At 72.7% G+C, this 20,734-nt stretch carries 16 protein-coding genes and 2 pseudogenes; 7 read left to right on the top strand and 11 right to left on the bottom strand.

Annotated elements, in window-relative coordinates; all coding sequences use genetic code 11:
- Positions 1 to 186: 186 nt before the first annotated feature.
- Together EHS43_RS13770 and EHS43_RS13765 are read right to left on the bottom strand one after the other, a co-directional pair.
- On the bottom strand, positions 187 to 876 hold the full coding sequence (locus EHS43_RS13770; RefSeq protein WP_125191055.1) for an HAD family phosphatase: 690 nt from the start codon (positions 874 to 876) through the stop codon (positions 187 to 189).
- 20 nt (positions 877 to 896) lie between these two features.
- Positions 897 to 1,373, bottom strand: a complete 477-nt coding sequence (locus tag EHS43_RS13765; RefSeq protein WP_125191054.1) for an Lrp/AsnC family transcriptional regulator — start codon at positions 1,371 to 1,373, stop codon at positions 897 to 899.
- A gap of 208 nt (positions 1,374 to 1,581) precedes the next feature.
- Here EHS43_RS13765 and EHS43_RS13760 point away from each other — a divergent pair, with 208 nt between their 5' ends.
- Positions 1,582 to 3,069: an FUSC family protein gene (locus EHS43_RS13760; protein WP_125191053.1), complete on the top strand. Its 1,488-nt coding sequence runs from the start codon at positions 1,582 to 1,584 to the stop codon at positions 3,067 to 3,069.
- 108 nt (positions 3,070 to 3,177) lie between these two features.
- Positions 3,178 to 4,209: a lactonase family protein gene (locus EHS43_RS13755; protein WP_125191052.1), complete on the top strand. Its 1,032-nt coding sequence runs from the start codon at positions 3,178 to 3,180 to the stop codon at positions 4,207 to 4,209.
- 79 nt (positions 4,210 to 4,288) lie between these two features.
- Here EHS43_RS13755 and EHS43_RS13750 read toward each other — a convergent pair whose 3' ends face one another.
- Together EHS43_RS13750 and EHS43_RS13745 are read right to left on the bottom strand one after the other, a co-directional pair.
- Positions 4,289 to 5,212: a sirohydrochlorin chelatase gene (locus EHS43_RS13750; RefSeq protein ID WP_125191051.1), complete on the bottom strand. Its 924-nt coding sequence runs from the start codon at positions 5,210 to 5,212 to the stop codon at positions 4,289 to 4,291.
- Between the two features lie 95 nt (positions 5,213 to 5,307).
- Entirely contained in the window at positions 5,308 to 6,291 is a 984-nt protein-coding gene (locus EHS43_RS13745) for a BadF/BadG/BcrA/BcrD ATPase family protein (protein WP_125191050.1), read from the bottom strand.
- Between the two features lie 153 nt (positions 6,292 to 6,444).
- On the opposite strand from EHS43_RS13745, the pseudogene EHS43_RS13740 reads away from it, so the two are divergent.
- Positions 6,445 to 7,122 (top strand): annotated as a pseudogene (locus EHS43_RS13740) (uracil-DNA glycosylase).
- Between the two features lie 126 nt (positions 7,123 to 7,248).
- On the opposite strand, the gene EHS43_RS13735 reads toward EHS43_RS13740, so the two are convergent.
- Positions 7,249 to 8,334, bottom strand: a complete 1,086-nt coding sequence (locus EHS43_RS13735) for an exo-alpha-sialidase (RefSeq protein WP_185806235.1) — start codon at positions 8,332 to 8,334, stop codon at positions 7,249 to 7,251.
- 285 nt (positions 8,335 to 8,619) lie between these two features.
- On the opposite strand from EHS43_RS13735, the gene EHS43_RS13730 reads away from it, so the two are divergent.
- A complete protein-coding gene (locus EHS43_RS13730) occupies positions 8,620 to 9,207 on the top strand; it encodes a hypothetical protein (RefSeq protein WP_125191047.1) in 588 nt (195 codons plus the stop codon).
- A 67-nt stretch (positions 9,208 to 9,274) separates the two neighbouring features.
- On the opposite strand, the gene EHS43_RS13725 is transcribed toward EHS43_RS13730, so the two are convergent.
- Positions 9,275 to 11,305: a HEAT repeat domain-containing protein gene (locus tag EHS43_RS13725; RefSeq protein ID WP_125191046.1), complete on the bottom strand. Its 2,031-nt coding sequence runs from the start codon at positions 11,303 to 11,305 to the stop codon at positions 9,275 to 9,277.
- Between the two features lie 137 nt (positions 11,306 to 11,442).
- Positions 11,443 to 13,101 carry a DNA alkylation response protein gene (locus EHS43_RS13720; protein ID WP_125191045.1) on the bottom strand — a complete coding sequence of 553 codons (1,659 nt, stop codon included), beginning with the start codon at positions 13,099 to 13,101 and terminating at the stop codon, positions 11,443 to 11,445.
- A gap of 72 nt (positions 13,102 to 13,173) precedes the next feature.
- Between EHS43_RS13720 and EHS43_RS13715 the strand changes: the two genes are divergently transcribed.
- Positions 13,174 to 13,932, top strand: a complete 759-nt coding sequence (locus EHS43_RS13715; protein WP_125191044.1) for a PaaX family transcriptional regulator C-terminal domain-containing protein — start codon at positions 13,174 to 13,176, stop codon at positions 13,930 to 13,932.
- 64 nt (positions 13,933 to 13,996) lie between these two features.
- Here EHS43_RS13715 and EHS43_RS13710 read toward each other — a convergent pair whose 3' ends face one another.
- Together EHS43_RS13710 and EHS43_RS13705 are read right to left on the bottom strand one after the other, a co-directional pair.
- Positions 13,997 to 14,800 (bottom strand): pectate lyase, encoded by an 804-nt coding sequence (locus EHS43_RS13710; protein ID WP_125191043.1) that lies wholly within the window; start codon positions 14,798 to 14,800, stop codon positions 13,997 to 13,999.
- 32 nt (positions 14,801 to 14,832) lie between these two features.
- Positions 14,833 to 15,810, bottom strand: a complete 978-nt coding sequence (locus tag EHS43_RS13705) for a polysaccharide lyase family 1 protein (protein ID WP_125191042.1) — start codon at positions 15,808 to 15,810, stop codon at positions 14,833 to 14,835.
- Positions 15,811 to 16,236: 426 nt separating this feature from the next.
- Between EHS43_RS13705 and EHS43_RS13700 the strand changes: the two genes are divergently transcribed.
- A complete protein-coding gene (locus tag EHS43_RS13700; protein WP_125191041.1) occupies positions 16,237 to 17,532 on the top strand; it encodes a PHB depolymerase family esterase in 1,296 nt (431 codons plus the stop codon).
- A gap of 146 nt (positions 17,533 to 17,678) precedes the next feature.
- Here the strand turns inward: EHS43_RS13700 and EHS43_RS13695 are convergent, their stop codons facing one another.
- Positions 17,679 to 18,758, bottom strand: coding sequence for an NADH:flavin oxidoreductase/NADH oxidase (locus EHS43_RS13695; protein ID WP_125191040.1), 1,080 nt, complete (start codon positions 18,756 to 18,758; stop codon positions 17,679 to 17,681).
- Between the two features lie 159 nt (positions 18,759 to 18,917).
- Between EHS43_RS13695 and EHS43_RS13690 the strand changes: the two genes are divergently transcribed.
- Positions 18,918 to 19,271, top strand: coding sequence for a helix-turn-helix transcriptional regulator (locus EHS43_RS13690; RefSeq protein ID WP_125191039.1), 354 nt, complete (start codon positions 18,918 to 18,920; stop codon positions 19,269 to 19,271).
- Here the strand turns inward: EHS43_RS13690 and EHS43_RS13685 are convergent.
- A pseudogene (locus EHS43_RS13685) lies at positions 19,191 to 20,578 on the bottom strand (nucleobase:cation symporter-2 family protein). The gene EHS43_RS13690 and the pseudogene EHS43_RS13685 overlap by 81 nt on opposite strands.
- Between the last annotated feature and the right edge of the window lie 156 nt (positions 20,579 to 20,734).

Genomic DNA, 20,734 nt, shown 5'->3' with positions numbered 1-20,734 from the left:
GGGAGGGGGCGGGGGAGGGTCAACGGGTCCGGAGCGACCAGTTCCGGTCAGCCGGCCGCGAGCGCGAGGCTTTGGAGGCACCGTCGGCCGAAGCCTCGCCGGGGCTCGCGAGGCATGGGAACCGTGTCATACCCCGGCTCGGTCCCGTCCCGGGCCCGATCCCGGCCCGGGGCAGGACCGGGATCGTCAGCCGACCCCCCTCAACAGCCACTCATGAGCCCCCCGCGCCGTGAACTCCTCCTGGCCTCCCCGCAGGAGCAGACCGGCGCCGGCGAACTCGGGTGCGTCCGCCTGGGCCGCGACGTACGGGATCGCGATGCAGCGCATGCCGGCCGCGTGTGCGGCGGCGGCGCCGGGAGCCGCGTCCTCCAGGACCACGCAGTCGGCCGGCTCGGCGCCGAGCCGGCGGGCCGCCTCCAGGAAGACGTCCGGCGCCGGCTTGCCGCGGGCTACCTCGTCGGCCGAGACGGTCGTCCGCAGGTACGCGTCGAGCCCCGTCCCGGCCAGGATCGCGTCGATGGCCTCCCGTGACGACCCCGAGGCCACGGCCATCGGCACCCCCGCACCGGCGAGCAGCTCCACGAACCTCCGCATCTCGGGGTACGCGCGCGTGGCGGTGCGGGCCAGCTCCAGATAGCGGCGGTTCTTGTCCGCGAGCAGCTCCGCCACGGACGCCCGCAGCCCGTACAGCGCCTTCCAGTGCGCCACCGTCTCCCGGGTGCTGATCCCGACGTACCGCTGGTGGTCGGCCCACGTGAAGTCCGGGACGCCGTGCTCGGCGAGGGTGCGCCGGCCCGCCTCGTAGTAGTTCGGCTCGCTGTCCACGAGCGTTCCGTCGAGATCGAAGATGACTGCCGTGCCGTTGAGCCCGCTCATGGCGTCCAGGATGTCAAAGATCAACCGCGGGTCGTGCGCCCGACCGACTCCACCAGCGGCAGCAGCCGGTACGCGACCCGCTCCCGCAGCGCCACCTCGGTACGGGTGCGCACCACGCCCGGCAGACTGATCACCTTCTGGATCACGTCCTCCAGATGCGCGTTGTCCCGCGCCACGACCCGCGTCAGCAGATCCCCGCCACCCGCGATCGAGAACGCCTCGACGATCTCCGGAACGGCCGCCAGCGCGTCCCCCACGTCGTCGAGCCGCCCCTGGGTCACCTCGATGTGCACGAACGCCAGCACGGGATGCCCGAGCGCGGCGGGCGACAGCGAGGGCCCCGTGCCGGTGATCACCCCGTCCCGCTCCAGGCGGTCCAGCCGCGCCTGCAAGGTGCCCCGGGCGACCCCGAGGATCCGCGCGTACTCCCGCACGCTCGTCCGCGGCTGCTCCAGCAGCAGTCGCAGGATGCGGGTGTCGAGTTCGTCCACGGCCATGGCGTACGGCCTCCTCGTGCATGGTCCTTTGGCCCGCCGACGGCCGCTGCTGAGCCGCCTTCGCTGTACCAATGGCCCAGCTTAATCGACCTCGCTTGAGCCGACAGCGCCCAGGATGCTGCAATGAGCCAGTCGATGGCGCTGCGGACCCCGCGGCGCCTTTTCCATGCCGGTGCACCCGGCACCCGAGGGTTTCAGGGGGCGGTACGTGCTGAAGAGGGTGTTCATGGCGCCGGACCCGGGCCGGGTCCGGCTGCGCTTCGCCGCGCGGGCGGTGCTCGGCATCGGAGCCGCCGTCGTGGTGTGCGGCCTCGCGGGCCACTCGCTCGCCGGTGCCGTCACCGGCGGTCTCGCCGCGCTGCTCGCCCTGTTCACCGTCACGGACGCCACCGTCAAGGCGCAGGCGCTCACCACCGCCCTGCTGCCCGCGGTGGGCCTCCCCGTGCTCACCGCCGCGGCCGGGCTCCACGCCCACCCCGTCGCCCGCGACCTCACCTTCCTCGCCGTGGTCGGCGCCGGCGTCTACGCCCGGCGCTGGGGCCCGCGTGGGCACAGCCTCGGCGTCTTCGCGTTCATGACCTTCTTCGTGGCGCAGTTCCTGCACGCGACCACCGAACGGCTGCCGGAGCTGTACGCCGCCGTCCTGCTGTCCGTGCTCACCGCCGCCGCGGTCCGCTTCGGCCTGTGGTGCTACGAACGCCGGCTCCCCCCGGCCCCCGTGCCCGCTCCGCCCGCCGGCACCGGCCTCGCCCGCGCGACCACGCGCCAGGCGGTGCAGGCCGTGGCGGGCGCGGGCTTCGCCCTCGTCGTCGGCCAGCTGGTCTCCGGGCAGCGCTGGTACTGGGCCGTCGGCGCCACCTGGTGGATCTTCGTGAACACCGCCTCACGCGGCGAGACCCTGGTGCGCGGCTTCCGCCGCGTCCTCGGCACGGTGATCGGCATCGGTCTCGGCCTGATCGTCGCCGTACCGCTGCACGGGGCACCGGCACCCACGGCCGTCCTCGTCGCGGTCTGCGTCTTCGGCATCTTCTACACGGCCGCCCTGTCGTACACCTGGATGATGCTCTGGGTCACCCTGCTCGCCGAGCTCCTCTACGGCCTCCTCGGCGTCCTGGAACCCGGCCTGCTGGCGCTGCGGCTCGCGGAGACCGGCGTGGGCGCGGTCGGGGCCGTCCTGGCGGTGCTGTTCGTCCTGCCGATCACCACCCACAGCGTCACCGACGCCTGGATCCAGCGCGCCCTGCGCTGTGTCCACGCCTGCACCGCGGAGGCCGCCGCCCGTCTCGCGGGCGTACCGGACGCCGACCCGGCCGACCGCGTGGCGGAGCTGGAGCAACTGCTCGGCCGGGTCCGTCTGTCGGTCGCCCCGCTGGTCCACCCCCTGCATCCCGTGTCGGCCCGCAAGCGCCGCGCCCGTCGCGTGCTGGCCCTCCTGGACGACTGCGCCCGGGAGATCCGGGGCCTGGTCGCCGTCGCCTCCGACCCCGAGGCCTCGCACGACACCCGCCTGACCGTCGCGTGCCGACGGGTGGAGCTGGCCGTGGAGGCGCTCACGGAGGGCAGGGACCTGCCGCTGACGGATCCTCTTCCCGCCGAGGAACCCGCGCTGGCCCATCTGCACGGACTGGAACGGGCGCTCGCGGAGCTGGCCGCGCCCCTGCGGACCCCGACCGGCTCGCCGCTGGTGGGAGCCTGAACCGGACCCCTTCCCCCGTCCGCCCGCGAATTTCCCGAGGTTGGTCTAGACCGGTAGTGATCGGCTGCTACCGTCGCCCCGAACGGCACCGACCGAGAGGGGACGACTGTGGCAGACGGCGGCGAACGGCGACGGGCCTACATCGGGTCGTTCACGGCGGCGGGAGGCCCCGGCATCGTGACGGCCGCGGTGACCCCGGGCACGGGCGTGCTGAAGGTGCTCGGCGGCCTCAACGGCGTACCCGATCCGTCGTACCTGGCCCTGTCGGCCGGCGGCGACCTGCTGTACGCGGTCAGTGAGACGGCCGAGGGCGCCGTCGCCGCCTACCGGGTGACCGGCGACCGGCCCGAACCGGCGGGACCGCCGGTGCCGGTGGACGGCAGCGGGCCCACCCACCTCGCCGTGCACTCCGGACACGTCCTGACCGCCAACTACGGCTCCGGCAGCGTCACCACCGTGCCGCTGCGCCCCGACGGCTCCCTCGCGGGCGGCCCCTCGGGCGTGCTCCGACACACCGGCGCGGGCCCGCACACACCCCGCCAGCAGGGCCCGCACGCCCACCAGGTGCAGCCCGACCCCAGCGGGCGGTGGATCGTCAGCGTCGACCTCGGCACGGACTCCGTGCGGGTGTGCACCCTGGCCGACGGGGCCCTCGACGTGCACCGCGAGATCGCCCTGCGGCCCGGCTCGGGACCGCGCCACCTGGCCTTTCACCCCGACGGCACCCGCGCCTACGTGCTCAACGAGCTCACCCCGACCCTCACCGTGTGCCGCTGGGACGCCGAGGAGGGCTTCCTGAAGCCCTTGAGCGAGATCCCCGTGCTGGCGGGCGTCCCTTCGGGTGACGCGTATCCGTCAGGGGTGGTCACGTCCGCCGACGGCCGGTTCGTGTGGACCGCGACCCGTGGCGAGGACGTCCTGTCCACGTTCGCCGTCGAGGGCGACGAGCTGCGCCTGGTCGGCACCGTCATCTGCGGCGGCCACTGGCCCCGCGCCCTCGCGGAGTACGGCGGCTTCCTGTACGTCGCGAACGAGCGCTCCGGCGACGTCACCTGGTTCGCCGTCGATCCGGCGACCGGCCTGCCCCGCTACGAGGGCTCGATCGAGGTGCCGGCCGCCTCCTGCGTGATCTTCGGCTGACCGGGGGCCGCCACGGCGAAGGGCCCGCTCCGACGCTTGGAGCGGGCCCTTTCGGTGTGCGCGGTCGCGGTGCGCGCGCTCAGCGCACCGGGGCGCCCTGCGCCTGCTGCGGGGCGATGCCCAGCGCGGTCGTGTACTTGGCGAGGACGAGCTTGCCGATCGCCGGGTAGGGGCCGAGCGGGTCGGCGGCGGAGCAGTCGGCCTCCCTGGCGGCGTCCTCGATCACGGCGGGGTCGATCTCCGGCCCTATCAGGTAGGGCGCGAGGGCCAGCTGCTGCGAACCGGAGGACCGCAGCTGCTCGGCGATGGACGCGATCGAGCCGTCCTGGTCCAGCGCCGCCGCCATCACCGGCACGGCCAGCCGCGCGGCGAGCAGCATGCCGGTGATCCCGGCCGCCTGCACCGCCTCCTCGCCGCCCACCGCGCCCAGGATGATGCCGTCCGCGGCGGTCGTCACCGCGAACAGACGAGCGCGGTCGGCGCGGGCCAGCCCGGCCTCCGACAGCCGCACGTGCAGCGCCTCGGCGAGCAGCGGGTGCGGGCCCAGCACATCGGTGAGGTCCGCCGCGATGCGGCTGTCCATCACGGCCTGGCGGATCCGGCGCAGCAGCGAACTGTCCGGACCGGCGAGCAGCGGCACCACGACGGCGACGGGGCCCTCGGGCTCCTTGACGTCCACCCCGGCGGCCTTGGCCTGCTCGTAACGGGCGGTGCGCTCGTCGGCGGTGTGGACCAGCACGGCCTGGAGCGTCGGAAACTCCGAGTCGTCCCCGTCCAGGTAGCCGATCCGCGCGTCGAGGCCGGGCAGTTCGGAGCGGGCGATGCTCACGACCTCCTCGGCGAGGCTGCGCGTGGCCGCGCCGGGGGTGCCCGGGACCGCGAGGACGAGCGCGGGCGCGCCCTCGGGAGCCGCCAGCGGCTCGGGTCGGCGGTGCCGCCCGGGCTGGCGAGGTCGCGGCATTCGTACTGGCAGGCCGGACGCGGGCCCAGTGGGGGAGCTCATGGCGACGCATGTTACTGGCTTCCTGGGCTTCCCTGTTCGGGGAGGGTGCAGGTGAGCGGTATCCGTCCGGATTTGTCTGATGAGTTACGTCCGCTTCAGCCCCTCTTTGGGCTCACCACGTACACCATCGCCTCGTCCGGCGGCAGGGTGAGCGAACCGCGCGCCAGTTCTGTGGCGATCTGTACGGATCCCTCCAGCGGCCCGCCCGCCGCCGGGACTCGCCGCGCGTGCGGCAGCCGCCTCTCCAGCTCCTCCTCCAGCGGTACGAGGAGGGCGGCACCCATCCCGAACAAGCCACCGGTGAGACCGACATACGCCTCGCCCTCCGCCGGACAGACCGCGGCCGCGGAGTCGGCCATGTGGCGGGCCGCCTCGCGCAGGATGCCCCCGGCCACCGGATCGCTCCCGGCGCAGGCCGCCACCTGGGGCGCGAAGGAGGCCAGTACGGCGGGCCGGTCCGTGCGCGGGTAGAGCCGGCCGGGCAGCTCCCGCACCGGTCCGAACGACTCCTCGGCCCGGGCCAGCAGCGCGGCCGAGCCCCCGGACCGCCCGTCGTGGGCGCGCAGTGCCGCCTCCAGACCGGCCCGCCCGATCCACGCGCCGCCCCCGCAGTCGCCCAGCAGATGGCCCCAGCCGTCCGCCCGGCGCCAGGACTTGAGGTCGGTGCCGATCGCGACGAGACCGGTACCCGCGGCGACCACCGCGCCCCGGCGCCGGCCGAGGGCACCGGCGTAGGCGGCCACGGCATCCGCGACGAGCGCGACGGTCCGCACCCCGAACTCCCGCTCCAGCGCGCCGGGAAGCTCCGCCCGCAGGGCGTCGCCCAGCGTGGCGAGACCGGCCGCCCCGACGACGGCGGTGCCGAGCCCGCTCACCCCCGCCCCGGGCAGCAGGTCCCGGACCAGGGGCACCAGTTGCTCCATCAGATGCCCCGGGTCGATGCCGCGCGGACCCGTCCGCACCGGCACCCGCGACTCCCGCGGGGCCGTGGTCCCCCGCTCGGGAGCGCCGACGACCACCCGCAGGCCGGAGCCGCCGGAGTCGACGGCGAGGAATCCGTCACCCGCCGCTGCACGCATCCGGCTCCACCCTTCCCGACGACCGGCGGCGCGCTCGGCCCGGCCGGCCCGAAGATCTCGACGGGGAGGAAGAGTAGCGCCCGAGGGGCGGCGTGCGGGGGAGTCTTCCCTGGGTATGCGGGGTGTCGGTGCGTGCCAGTAGAGTGACGCGCCGTGGCACCACGACCCTTGCATGAACTTGTCGAAGCAGGTTAGGCGAAGGCTCTCGAACCTGTGACCGAACGCATCGCGGCCATGGGGGACTTCCTCCGGGCCGAGATAGCGGCGGGCCGGACCTATCTGCCGGCCGGGGCGAACGTCCTGAGGGCTTTCCAGCAGCCCTTCGACGACGTCCGCGTCCTGATCGTCGGTCAGGATCCCTACCCCACACCGGGGATGGCGATCGGGCTGAGTTTCGCGGTGGCGCCCGAAGTGCGTTCGCTGCCGGGGAGTCTGGAGAACATCTTCCGGGAGATGCACTCCGACCTCGGACTGCCCAGACCGTCGAACGGCGATCTGACCCCGTGGACCCAGCAGGGCGTGCTCCTGCTCAACAGGGCGCTGACGACCGCCCCGCGCAAACCCGGCGCGCACCGCGGGCAGGGCTGGGAGGAGGTCACCGAGCAGGCCATCCGGGCGCTGGCGGCGCGCGGGAAGCCGCTGGTGTCGATCCTGTGGGGGCGTGACGCCCGCAACCTCCGCCCCCTCCTCGGCGACCTCCCGGCGATCGAGTCCGCCCACCCGTCACCCATGTCGGCGGACCGCGGCTTCTTCGGCTCGCGCCCGTTCAGCCGCGCCAACGACCTGCTGGTCCGCCAGGGCGGACAGCCGGTGAACTGGCAACTGCCGTAGCGCGCCGGACGGTGACGGACCGGGCGGCGGGGTGACGGTCGACCCTGCCGCGGCGTGTCCCGGGCCGCCTCCGGACGACCGGCGCCCGCTCTCGCCGGCGTGGGCCCGGAGACGGCCCCGGCCGGGTCACGCCACGAGGGCCGCCCGTACACACAGCACGTCCGGCAGGTGGGAGGCCAATTGCCGCCAGCTGTCGCCGTCGTCGGCCGAGGCGTACACCTCGCCGTTGCGGTTGCCGAAGTAGACGCCGGCCGGGTCCGCGTCGTCCGTGCACATCGCGTCCCGCAGCACCGTGCCGTAGTGGTCCTCCTGCGGCAGGCCCGCCGTGAGCGGCTCCCAGGTCCTGCCCGCGTCCGCCGTGCGGAAGACCCGGCACCGGTGACCGGCCGGGACCCGGTCCGCGTCGGCGTTGATCGGGAAGACGTACGCCGTCCCGCCGCGGTGGGGATGGGCGGCCGCCGCGAAGCCGAAGGTGGACGGCAGTCCCTCGCCGATGTCCGTCCAGTGCGCCCCCGCGTCGTCGCTCCTGTACACACCCCAGTGGTTCTGGAGGTACAGGCGGTCCGGATCCGCCGCGTCCCGGGCCACCTTGTGCACGCACTGGCCGAACTCCGGGTTCGGGTCGGGCAGGAACACCGCCGAGACACCGGAGTTGGAAGGCTCCCAGCTCGCGCCGCCGTCCCGGGTGCGGAACACCCCCGCCGTGGAGACGGCCACCGTCACCGCGCGCGGGTCCCGCCTGTCGGTCAGGACGGTGTGCAGTCCCTCGCCGCCACCGCCCGGCACCCATTTCGACCGGGTCGGATGCTCCCACAACGGCCGGACCAGCTCGAAACTCTCCCCGCGGTCCTCGGAGCGGTACAACGCGGCCGGTTCCGTGCCCGCGTACACCACGTCCGGCTCGGCCGCCGCCGGGTGGAGCTGCCAGACCCGCTCCAGGGAGGCCCCGGTGTCCTTCGGGAACTTCACGGCGGGCTGCGCGGGCTCCGTCCAGCTGCGGCCCAGGTCGTCGGAGTGGAACACCGACGGCCCCCAGTGCGCGCTGTCGCCGCCCACCAGCAGCCTCGGGCGCTCGCCCCTGGTGTCGATCGCGACCGAGTACACGGCCTGCGCGTTGAAATACGGGCTCTCGTCGAACTCCCAGGTGCCGCCTCGCTCGCGCCCGATGAACAGACCCTTGCGCGTCCCCACGGCAAGCAGCTTCTCAGCCATACCGATCACCTCCGTGACGTCTTTGTCCCAGACACCGGCCAGTCTGCACCCCGCCACTGACAGTCACCTCTGGAAAGGGCTTCACCGCAGGTCAGGGCGGGGAGGGTAACCGGCTGCGGCGATTGACGGGCGGCTTTCGGAAAGATGCCGGCGGTGCCGGGCGGCCGCTGGGACCGTGGTGACGGAGAACTCGCCGTGAGACGTGAGCATCCAGGGGGACTCTCCCGTATGGGAGGTCGGTCCGGCATGTTCGTGCGCCCGTCGCTCATGAGGAGGATGCCTTCGATGGCGTTCCGTGGTCCCAAGGTCTGGCTGTGGCGCTGGCGACGCAATCCGCTCAGACGCCGTGCCGACACCGTCGAGGCGTGGGTCGTGCTCGGGGCCTGGCTGCTCACCCTGGTGGCCGGGGTGCTCGCCGGTCTGGGGGCGAGCCGGGCGGTCGAGCACCAGCTGGCGCTGGAGCGTGTCGAGTGGCGGCCGGTCGTGGCCCGGCTCGCCGACCGGGCGCCCGGCACGGCCGACCCGGGAAAGTCGAGCGGTGAACGGGTGTGGGGCGAGGTGGCCTGGACCGGGGCCGACGGCTCGGTCCACACGGGCCAGGTGCGCGTCGACCCCGGCAGCACCCAGGGCACCCCGGTGACCGTCTGGACCGACGCCCGGGGGCGTCTGATGACCCAGCCCGCCACCCGGGACCAGGCCAGGATCCGCGCCGCGCTGATCGGCGTCCTGGTCGGCGTGAGCACCGCCGCCGTGCCCTTCGTGGGCGGCCGGGTCCTGCGCGGCCGGATGGAACGCCGCCGGCTCGACCAGTGGGACACGGACTGGGCGTACTTCGGACCCCTGTGGGGCGGAAGGCGGGCCGACGGGAGGTAGCACCGACGGGCGGGGCCGCGCGAAGTGATCCGACGGTCTCCCCGAGCGACCTCCGTGCTGGGCCGCCCTACTCCGTTCCCAGCACCTCCCCGCAAGCCCGCACCAATCGCTCGTCGTCCAGCACGTCATGGCTGCCGTACCCGCCGGACGGGGTTGCCAAGTGCCTTCGCCGAGCGGCCAGTTCGGCGCGGAGGAGATCGTGCAGGGGCGCTCCGGCGGGCCCCAGCGCGGCGAGGCAGGCGGTGATGGTCCGGCGCGTGCGCGGATTCTCCGTCCAGGCGGCCCGCAGGACCGGTGCGGCGAACTCCGCGTCCCCGGAGATCCGCCACACCGCGCACGCGGCGGACACCCGCTCCCGCGGATCCTCGGCCGGCACCATTCGCCGCACCTCGGGCAGCGCCCCGCCGGCCTTCGGCCCGAGGCGTGCCAACGCCTCCGCGGCCGCTCGCCGTCGGGGCCTGCCGACGGCCAACTCACCGGTCAATACGGCTAGTACGGCCGACGGGTCGCGTTCCACCGACCACAGCGCCCCCGCGGCGACCGCCGCGTACTCCGTCTCCAGCAGCTCCCGCAGCGCGGGCAGGACCTGGGAGGGCGCCGCAGTGCCGAACACCTCCAGAGCGCGGACGGCCGCCTCCACCACGGCGTCCCGCATCCGCGACCGCTCCGGCAGGCCCCGCAGGAGCCGCAGGAGCCGCAGCACCTCCGGTACGGCCTCCGTGTCGCCCAGCGCGGTGAGCGCCGACAGCAGCGGTACGGCCCGCTCGAAGACCCCGGCCGGGTCCGGCGCGATCTCGCCCAGACGCCGACGCAGGGCGGGCGCGAGCGGGGCCGCCGCGGGGCCCAGATGCGCGATCACATGGCCCAGGTCGTCGGGTGCCTCCGGGCCCGCCAGCACCTGCGCCAGGACCGGTACCGCCCGGGAGTCGCCGCTCCTGGCAAGGGCCTTGAGCGGGCCGCCCAGCGCCCGTACCCCGCGCTCCCGGTGCCGTGTCCACAGGTCCGGCCGGGAGGTCACCAGGGCGGCCAGGTCGTCGGCGGCGGGAGCGGCCAGGCCGAACAGGTCACCCAGGACGGACACGGCCGCGTCGCGCAACCGGTCCTCCTCGGCGACCAGTTGAGCGCCTATCAGCCGGACGGTCACGGTCCGGTCGCCGCGCCACTCGCGGAACAGCCCCGCCGCCATCCACACGGCGTTGCACCTGTCGACGGCGGCCGGACTGGTCAACTGCCCCTGCAGAAGCGCAGTGCGCTCGTCGAGCCGGTCACCGAGCCCGCGGTGCAGGGTCCGCAGCAGTTGCGAGCCCTCCTCGTCCGAGGGCCGCAGCCGCCCCAGCCGGCTCGCGAGGGTTCCGGTGTGGGGACAGCCGACGCCCTGACGCCCGGTGGAGCGCCGCGCGGACCGCTCTCTGAGCAGGCCGACGGCGAGCGGCACCAGGTCGGGCGGGAGCCGGTCGGGGGCGCAGCAGGCGAGCTGGCCGAGGGCGGCGAGCCGCAGCCCGGGGTCGTACGGATCGGCGCTCTGTGCGGTCAGCAGGTCCAGCGCCCCGGCCGCGTGCCCGGGATGCCGTCGCACGAAGAGGCCCAGGCTCTCGGCGAGGGCGTGCAGGACCCGGTCGTCCCGCTCCAGCGCGCAGCGCTGCCTCAACAGCCCCAGCACACGCGCCGGTTCGTCCAGGAAGCGGACCAGGGCCGCGGGGGCGGCGCGGCGGACGGAGGGATCGGCGTCCCCCGCCAGCCGGACGAACACCTCGGCGCCGGCGCGCACCCCGACCCGGGCCCGCGCGCGCAGACGTCCCTCCGCGTCGTCCTCCCGGCCCGCGTCCTCCGCCCCGATGCTGACGAGGAGTTCGAGGATGCCGGCCCGGTCCGCGACCTCCCCGCTCGCCACGAGCGCGAGCAGAAACGGAACGCAGGCCAGCGTCGAGTCGTACACGTCTCCCTGGTGGTGCACGGCGCCGTACATCCCGTCGAGGGCCGTCTCCCGCTCGGCCGGGTCCGCGGAGGCGAGCCCCCGCAGCAGTCCGGGCACGTCCGCCGCGCTGCCGTACGCATGCCGCAGCGAGGCCCAGTCGACCTCGTCGATCCCCGTCAACACGTTGTCCTCCCCAGGCGAAGTACCAACTGATCGGAGTCTGCACCACGGGACCGACAACGAAGCGGAATCAGCGTGTGACGGTGAGCGATCCGGACAGGGAGGCGGTCCGGTTCTCGCCAGGAGGCCCCGGAACGGCCTCAGTTGTCGCCGGGCAGCGCCCGTGCGAGGACCGCGTCCACGTCCGCGGCCTCGGGCAGTGTGCCGAAGGCGTGGCCCCAGTCGCCGCCGAGCCGGGTCGCGCAGAACGCGTCGGCGACCGCCGGCGGGGCGTGCCGGACGAGGAGGGAGGCCTGGAGCGTCAGGGCCATGTGCTCCACCAGCCGGCGCGCACCCGCCTCGGACGCCGTGACCAGCAGGTCCTTGAGACGGGCCACGGACGAGTCCAGACGGGCGTCCGCTCCCTGGGCCAGGGCGAGTTCGCCGAACAGCGCCTGAGCGGTGTCCGGATCGCGGCGCAACGCCCGCAGGACGTCCAGGGCGTTGACGTTCCCGGAGCCCTCCCAGATCGACAGCAGGGGAGCCTCCCGGTAGTGCCTGGGCATGCCCGAGTCCTCCACGTAGCCGTTGCCGCCGAGGCACTCCAGGGCCTCCGCGGTGAAGGCCGGACCCCGTTTGGTGACCCAGTACTTGCCGACCGCGGTGGCGATGCGGCGGAACGCCTGCTCGCCGGTGTCCCCGCGCACGGCCCGGTCGGCGGCGCCCGCGAGGCGCAGCGTGAGGGTGGTGGCGGCCTCGGACTCCAGCGCCAGATCGGCCAGGACGTTGCGCATCAGCGGCTGGTCCAGCAGCCGGGCGCCGAACGCGCTGCGGTGCCGGGCGTGGTGACCGGCCTCGACGAGCGTCCTGCGCATCAGGGTCGCCGACATCATCACGCAGTCCAGCCGTGTGCAGTTGACCATTTCGATGATCGTCTTGACGCCCTGCCCCTCGGGGCCGACCAGCCAGGCCACGGTCGCGTCGAACTCGGGCTCGGAGGAGGCGTTCGAGCGATTGCCGAGCTTGTCCTTGAGGCGCTGGATGCGGAAGGTGTTGCGGCTGCCGTCCGGCAGGACGCGCGGGACCAGGAAGCACGAGAGCCCGCCGGGCGCCTGCGCCAGCACCAGGAACACGTCGCACATCGGCGCCGACGTGAACCACTTGTGCCCCCGCAGGGTGTACACCCCGGACTCCGCCGACGGTGTGGCCGTCGTGGTGTTCGTCCGGACGTCGGAACCGCCCTGCTTCTCGGTCATCCCCATGCCGGCGAGCAGTCCCCGCTTCCCGGTCGGCACCCTGAGCCCCGGCTCGTACTCCCGGCCGGTCAGCAGGGGTTCGTAGACCTTCGCCAGCCCCGGCTCCCTGCGCAGGGCGGGGATCGCCGCGTACGTCATCGACGTGGGACAGCCGTGGCCCGCGTCCGTGTGCCCCCACACGAGGCCGCCCGCCGTGCGCGCGACATGGGCGCCGCTGCGGTCCTCCGCCCACGGTGTGCCGGCCATGCCCTCGGCGACGGCGGTCCGCATCAGGTGATGCCAGCTCGGGTGGAAGTCGACCTCGTCGATCCGGTTGCCGTAGCGGTCGTGCGTGCGCAGCACCGGCTCGTGCCGGTTGGCCTGATCCGCCCACTCCTGGGCCTCGGCACCGCCGGCCCGCAGACCGAGCCCGCGGATCCCCTCCTCGGCCCATTCGGCGCCCTCGCGGCGCAGCCCTTCCAGCAGGACGGGATCGTCGGAGGCGTCGTACGGGGCCAGGGGAGGGGGCTGGTTGGTGACGGCGTGAGTGGCGGCCTGCTCGGGCGGCGCGGGAAGGGAGACCATGCCGTCCATGTTGCACTTGCCCTGCGGTCGTAGCAATAGTGCAACAAGAGCGGGGCCGTACAGTACGTGACCATGGCGAGGAACGTGTCGGAGCAGCCCGGCGAGGTCGACCTGCGGCCGCTGTCCGCCCGGTCGGTCGTGCTGAGCCTGCTGCTGGGCGCGCATCCGCCGGAGATGCCGGTGAAGGACCTGGTCCGCGCGGTCGAGCCGTTCGGCGTCGGCGGCTCCACGCTGCGTGCCGCGCTGAGCCGGATGGTGAGCGCCGGCGACCTGCGGCGCTCCGGCTCCGTCTACGGCCTCAGCGACCGTCTGCTCGCCCGGCAGCGCCGTCAGGACGACTCCGTGCACCCCCGCACGCGCACGTGGGACGGCGAATGGGAGACGGTCGTGATCACCGCGACGGGCCGTGGACCGGCCGAACGTGCCGAGCTGCGCGCACGGCTGACCGCCCTCCGGCTCGCCGAACTCCGCGAGGGCGTCTGGCTGCGCCCCGCCAACCTGCTCCGGCCGCTCCCGGACGATCTCGACGCGGTCGCCCGGCGCTTCTCGGCCCGCCCGGACGGGTCCGGCCCCGAGCTGGCCGCCGCGTTGTGGCCCCTCGACGACTGGGCGGCCGGTTCCCGGGCGCTGCTCGCCCATGTCGCCCGCGCGGACCGGCCCGCCGACCGGCTCACCGGTTTCGCGGCGGTCGTACGACGGCTGCTGACCGACCCGGTGCTGCCGCCCGAACTCCTGCCGCCCGACTGGCCGGGCGCCGCACTGCGCTCCGCGTACGCGGCCTATCAGGGCGAGCTGGCCGGCACCGTCCCGCAGGGACACCCGCGCGCATGACACGGCGGCCGTACGAAGCGCCGTGCGGGGGCGCTTCGTACGACCGCCTTCACCTGCCGAGCGGCTACTTGTAGGTGATGTCGGAGGTGGCGTACTTGCAGTAAGTACCGTCGGGTCCGGAGCCGTTCGTCGTCGGCTCCTTGCCCGTGTTGTTGCCGATGTACTTCTGGCACGGGACGATCTTCTTGCTGGAGTCGCCCACGATGGTGATGTTCTTCAGGGTCGCGCTGTCGCCGTAGTTGGTGTTGATGCCGACGAGCTTGTTGCCCGAGTAGGTCGCCTCGATGGTGTTGAGGTTGATCGTCCGCTTGTACTGCGTCGAGCAGTTGCCGCAGGAGCGCACGAAGGTGCCGAAGGTCTGCACCGCGAAGTTCGAGACGTTGAGCGTGCCGGCGCCGTTGAACTGGAACACCTTGTCGCTGGCCGACCGCGCGCCACCGCCGGAGACGGTGTACACGTTGGACGACGAGGAGCCGCGGAAGGTCGCCGCGTCCTCGCCGACGTCCTCCCACCACACGTTCTGCAGCGTGCAGCTGCCCGCGCAGTGGATGCCGTCGGCCGCGGGGGCGCCGATGATGACGTTCTTGAGGACGGTGCCGGCGGCCAGGTTCAGGATCGGACCCTGGTCCTCGTCCTGGCTGCCGCTGCCGAGGTCGCCCGTGCCGTACAGGCGCTTCATCCCGTAGTCCTTGGTGCCGGACAGCTCGATGGTCGAGGAGACCGCCTGGCTGCCGTTGGCGGTCGGCCAGGTGGCCGCGGTCGCCGTCGGCGTATTGAGCGTCATGATCATGCCAACCGAGAGGCCGAGGGCGGCCATGGCTCCGGTCAGCGCGCGGGTACGCGCGCGTGGACGTGCCGAAGAAGTCATGTCCCGAATCCTTCTTCCTTGTTGGGGGGAGGTCAGAGCTTTCCGGTGCCCGCGCCGCCCGTCACCGAGGTGACGACGGAGGAGGCGGGCTCGGCGGTGTAGCTGTACGGAGCGGTGGTGAAGGTGCCGACCCTGGAGACCTCGGTGGCGGCTCCGCCGAGGTCGTTGCCGCGCAGGTTGGCGTAACCGTCCACGTCACTGTTCCGGTTCGTGGTGACAGCGACTCCGGTACTGCGGAAGACGTTGTTCTCCACGAGCATCTGGGCGCCCATGCGCGAGTGCACCGCGGTCTCGGCGCCGACGACGTAGTTGTCGTAGAAGTGCCCGGTGCCGAAACGCAGGCTGGGGATGCGCGAGTTGACGTTGTTGAACCAGTTGTGGTGGTACGTCACCTTCAGGTGACCGGTGTCCTCGCTCGCGTTGTTGTCGCTGTGGCCGACGAGCGAGCCCTTGAAGTGGTCCTTGAAGGTGTTCCAGGACACCGTGACGTTGTCCGAGCCGTGGTTGATGTCCAGCAGCCCGTCGTAGTAGTCCTTGTCGTGATCGCGGTCCGCCGAGAAGGAGTTGTGGTCGATCCACACCTTCGTCGAGGCCTGCACCTCGATGCCGTCGGCGGGCGCGAGGGGCTTGCTGATGTTCAGGTTGCGCACCACGACGTTCGTGACCTTCTTCAGCCGCAGCCCGCCACCGGTGAACCCGGACGACGAACCGACGCCCAGCACCGTGGTGTTGGAGCCGACGTCGACCGTGCCGCTCAGTGAGATCAGGCCGTTGACCTTGACGACCTTCGCCGTGCTGCCGGTGACGGCCGTCTTGAAGGCGCTGAGGGTGGAGACGGTGACCGCGGAGGCGCTGCCACCGCCGGTGGTTCCGGCGCCGAAACCGATGGGGGAGGTCTCGGCGGCCCCGGCCGGCTGCGGGACGGCCAGGGCGACCGCCGTCGCGAGCGCGGCCGCACCGGCGGCCAGAGCGGATCTTTGCGCGTGTGTACGTGGGGGGTGAGTACGCATGCGGGTGCGTCCCTTCGTGGTGCCTGCCTGGTGCCTGTTGGGTCATGTACGTGAAAACTGATCGCCATGTTGAACGACGTACGCAGTGCAAGGCGGCAATGCGGGGACCCGGTGAGGCGGGTCGGTCACATCGCTGAACGGACCGTAAGGGGTAAGCGCTTTCTGGTCAACGCTTTGCGCAGAAGACATCCGGCCGTTCGGACGGGGCGGCGGCGGCCGGGGTGAGCGAATTCTTTCGATGCGTGGGAGCGCTTCCATGGCGACCATGTGCATGCCACGATGCTCGCCGGACGCTTCCCTTCCGAAAGATTTCCGGGGCGCCGCACCCTGTCGATCCGGACCGACTCACCCTGCTGATCCTTCTGATCCTTCCGAGAGAGCTGATCCTTCCGAGAGAGCTGATCCTTCCGAGAGAGGGGCAAGGACGTGTCCACCATCCCCAGGAGGCCTCTGAGTTCGGTGCTGCCGGCGCTGCTGGCATTAGTCGCGGCGGTGCTCTTCGCCACCGCCCCCAGCGCGTCGGCCCGCACGGAGGCCGCCCCCACGGCGGCCCTCACCGAGATCACCGGCTTCGGTACGAACCCCAGCAACCTGCAGATGTACCTGTACGTGCCGGGCAGCGTCACCGCACACCCGGCGGTCGTCGTGGCCGTGCACTACTGCACCGGCTCGGGTCCGGCCATGTACAACGGCACCGAGTGGGCCCGGCTGGCCGACACCTACGGCTTCGTGGTGATCTACCCCTCGGTCACCCGGTCCAGCAAGTGCTTCGACGTGTCCTCGCCGCAGGCGCTGAAGCGGGGCGGCGGCAGTGATCCCGTCGGCATCAAGTCGATGATCGACTGGACGGTGCGCACCTACTCCGCCGACACCGCCAGGATCTACGTCACCGGCATCTCCTCCGGCGCGATGATGACGAACGTCCTGCTCGGCGACTACCCGGACGTCTTCGCGGCGGGCGCCGCCTTCTCGGGCGTCCCCTTCGGCTGCTTCGCCACGACGGACGGCTCCGAGTGGAACAGCGCCTGCTCGGGCGGCACCGTGACCCACACCCCGCAGCAGTGGGGCGACCTGGTCCGCGCCGCCTACCCCGGCTACACGGGCCCCAGGCCGCGCATGCAGGTGTGGCACGGCACCGAGGACGACGTGCTGCGCTACCCCAACTTCGGCGAGGAGATCAAGCAGTGGACCAACGTCCTCGGTGTCAGCCAGACGCCCGCCGCCACGGACACGCCGGTCTCCGGCTGGACCCGCACCCGCTACGGCGCCACCGGTGACCGGGCGGCCGTCGAGGCGATCAGCCTCCAGGGCGTCGGCCACAACCTCTACGCCACCGGCATGGCCGCCCGCGCCCTCACCTTCTTCGGCCTCGACGGCTCGGGCCCGGCACCCCAGCCCCAGCCGGGCGCCTGCAAGGCGACGGCCACGACGAGCGCCTGGAGCACCGGTCTGACGGCCTCGGTCACCCTCACCAACACCGGCACGTCCGCGATCAACGGCTGGCAGCTGGCCTTCACCCTCCCCGCGGGCCAGACCATCACCAACGGCTGGGGCGCCACGTACGCTCCGGCTTCCGGCGCGGTGACGGCGACGAACGCGACCTACAACGGGACGATCGCGCCTAACGCGAGTGTCAGCATCGGCTATCAGGCGAACCACGGCGGGAACAGCGCGGCGCCCGGTGCCTTCACGCTCAACGGCAAAGAATGCACGGCGAGTTGACACCTCGCTGACCCTTGCGGTCCTTCCGGCGGGATGTTCCTGCGCGGTGCGCGCGCGTCCCGCCGGACGGGGTGCGGGGAGCCCGGCCGGGGCCTCCTGCGAGGTGTCCCGGGCCCGCCGTGATCAACTGGAGCCCCGTCGGCGGGTCACACCGACCGGTGGTACTGCTGCGGAACGTGCACGTCCGCGCCCAGCTCGCGGGCCGCGTGCCGGGCCCAGGACGGGTTCCGCAGCAGCTCGCGGCCCAGCAGCACCGCGTCCGCCTCGCCGTTGGAGAGGATCTTCTCGGCCTGCTCGACCTCGGTGATGAGGCCGACCGCCGCGACCGGGAGGGTGGTCTCCGCCTTGACGCGGGCGGCGAAGGGGACCTGGTAGCCGGGGCCCACCGGGATGCGCACGCCCGACGCGTTGCCACCGGTGGACACGTCCAGGAGGTCGATGCCGTGGGCCCGGAGGTCGTGGGCGAAACGGACGGTGTCGTCCGCCGTCCAGCCGCCCTCCTCCAGCCAGTCGGTCGCCGAGATGCGGAAGAAGAGGGGCTTGTCGTCGGGCCAGACCTCGCGCACCGCGTCGACGACCTCCAGCGCGAAGCGGGTGCGGTTCTCGTACGAGCCGCCGTACTCGTCGGTGCGCTGATTGCTGTGCGGGGAGAGGAAGTTGCCGATCAGATAGCCGTGGGCGCCGTGGACCTCGGCGACTTCGAAGCCGGCGGCGAGGGCGCGCCGGGCCGCGTCCGCGAACTGGCCGACGATCTCGGTGATCTGAGCGGACGTCAGCTCGGTCGGCACCGGGTGCGACTCGTCGTAGGGCAGCGGGCTCGGGCCGAGCGGCTGCCAGCCCAGTGCGTCCGGGGTGAGCGGTGCGCCGCCCTTCCACGGCTGGCCGGTGGAGGCCTTGCGGCCGGCGTGGGCGAGCTGGATCCCCGGGACCGTGCCCTGGGAGACCAGGAAGCGGGTGATCCGGCGGAACGCCTCCACCTGGGTGTCGTTCCAGATGCCGAGGTCGTGGGGGGAGATGCGGCCCTCGGGGCTGACGCCGGTGGCCTCGACGATGATCAGGCCGGTGCCGCCGGCCGCGCGGGCCGCGTAGTGCGCGAAGTGCCAGTCGTTCGGGGCGCCGGTCGAGGGACCCTCCGCGGCGGCCGAGTACTGGCACATCGGCGGCATCCACACCCGGTTGGGGATCGTCACGTCGCGGAGGGTGAAGGGCTCGAAGAGTGCGCTCACGGCGGGCTCCATTCGTCACGGGACCGGTGCTGGTCGACTCGTACGATAGGCATCGTAGTACGCCAGATGTCAAACTACGAGAGGTCTCGTACAATGAGGTGTCCGGGGCCGCTTGCCGCGCCCGTGGAGCCCCGGGCAGTCTGGAGAAGTGGAGCCGCCGTGACCTCCCCCGCCGTCAGCAGCCGTGCCCTTCCGCACCCGGAGCGCGACGAGATCCGGTTGGAGGGCGTCCTGCACGCCCTCTCCGACCCGATGCGCCTGCGGATCGTGCGAGAGCTCGCCGCGGTGGGCGACGAGCTCTCGTGTTCGCACTTCGACCTGCCCGTCACCAAGTCGACTACCACCCACCACTTCCGGGTGCTGCGCGAGAACGGTGTGATCCGGCAGATCTACCGGGGCACGGCCAAGATGAGCGGCCTGCGCCAGGACGACCTAGACGATCTCTTCCCGGGGCTGCTGGATGCCCTCCTCGATGCCGCCGACCGTCAGGCCGTCCGGCTCGGGAGCGAGTGAATCCCGCTTCGCCGGAAGGTGGTTGAAGAGCAGGTTCAGCACGATCGCGGTCAGGCAGCCCGCGCTGATACCGCTGTTCATCACCGTCTGGAACCAGTCGGGGAACTTCTCGTAGAGCGTCGGCACCCCGACCGGCAGCACCCCCACGGCGACCGACACGGCCACCACGGTCAGGTTGTGGTTGCCCCGGAAGTCCACCCGGGCGAGGGTCCTCAGGCCGCCGGCCGCGACCGTCCCGAACATCACCAGCCCCGCCCCGCCCAGCACCGGCGCGGGTACCGCGGCGACCACCGCGCCCAGCTTGGGCAGCAGACCCAGCAGCACCAGGATGCCGCCCGCCGTGGCGACCACCCAGCGGCTGCGCACCCGGGTCATGCCGACGAGACCGACGTTCTGGGCGTACGCCGTGTAGGGGAAGGTGTTGAAGACGCCGCCGAGCACGGTCGACAGGCCGTCCGCGCGCAGCCCGTCGGAAGGGACCGCTGTTCGACCTTCCGGTCCGTCATCTCGCCGACCGCGATCAGGTCACCGGTCGTCTCGGTCATCGTCACCAGCGCCACGACCAGCATCGACACGATCGCCGAGAACTCGAAGGTCGGCGCCCCGAAGTGGAACGGTGTGCTGACGCCGACCCAGTCCGCGTCCCCGACCGCGCCGAAGTCCGTGAACCCGAAGGGGACGGCCACCGCCAGGCCCGCCGCGATGCCGATCAGCACCGCGATCCGGGTCAGGAAGGCCGGCGCGAACCGCTGCACAGCCAGCACCACCGCCAGCACGAAAACGGCCAGCGCGATGTTCCTCGGCGCGCCGAAGTCCGCCGATCCGGCGCCGCCCGCCACCCAGTTGCCCGCGACCGGCAGCAGGGAGACGCCGATGATCAGGATCACCGTGCCGGTGACCAGCGGCGGGAAGAAGCGGAGCAGCTTGCCGAAGACCGGGGCGAGCAGCATGATCGCGAGCCCCGCGACGATGACGGAGCCGTAGATCGCCGGGAGCCCGCCGCCCGTAGTGCCGATCAGGATCATGGGGGAGACGGCGGCGAAGGTGCAGCCCTGCATGATCGGGAGCCGTACGCCGAAGCGCCAGAAGCCGATGCACTGGATGAGGGTGGCGACGCCGCACACCAGCAGGTCGGCGGTGATCAGATACGCCAGGTCCGCCGGTGACAGCTTCATCGCGCCGCCGACGATCAGGGGGACGGCCACGGCGCCCGCGTACATCGCGAGGACATGCTGGAGGCCGAAGGCGGCGAGCTGCCGTACCGGGGGGACTTCGTCCACGGGGTGCACAGGGGTGGTTTGGGCCATGTCCGAGACCGTAGGCGCCTTGAACAGTTTGTTGATTTCGGCGGTGTTGCCGGTTCGTTGCCCGGTGCGGGCGTGCCGTAGCCGACCCGCTCGGCCTTGGCGCGTCTAGCGTGCGCGTGCGGCGTTCATCAAGGACTGCCAGTCCGGCAGCTTCAC

It is taken from the genome of Streptomyces sp. RP5T, assembly GCF_003933965.1.
In the GTDB taxonomy this organism is placed as follows: domain Bacteria; phylum Actinomycetota; class Actinomycetes; order Streptomycetales; family Streptomycetaceae; genus Streptomyces.
Note: the sequence above shows the minus strand (reverse complement) of the source record. Positions and strands in the feature narration are given on the sequence as shown.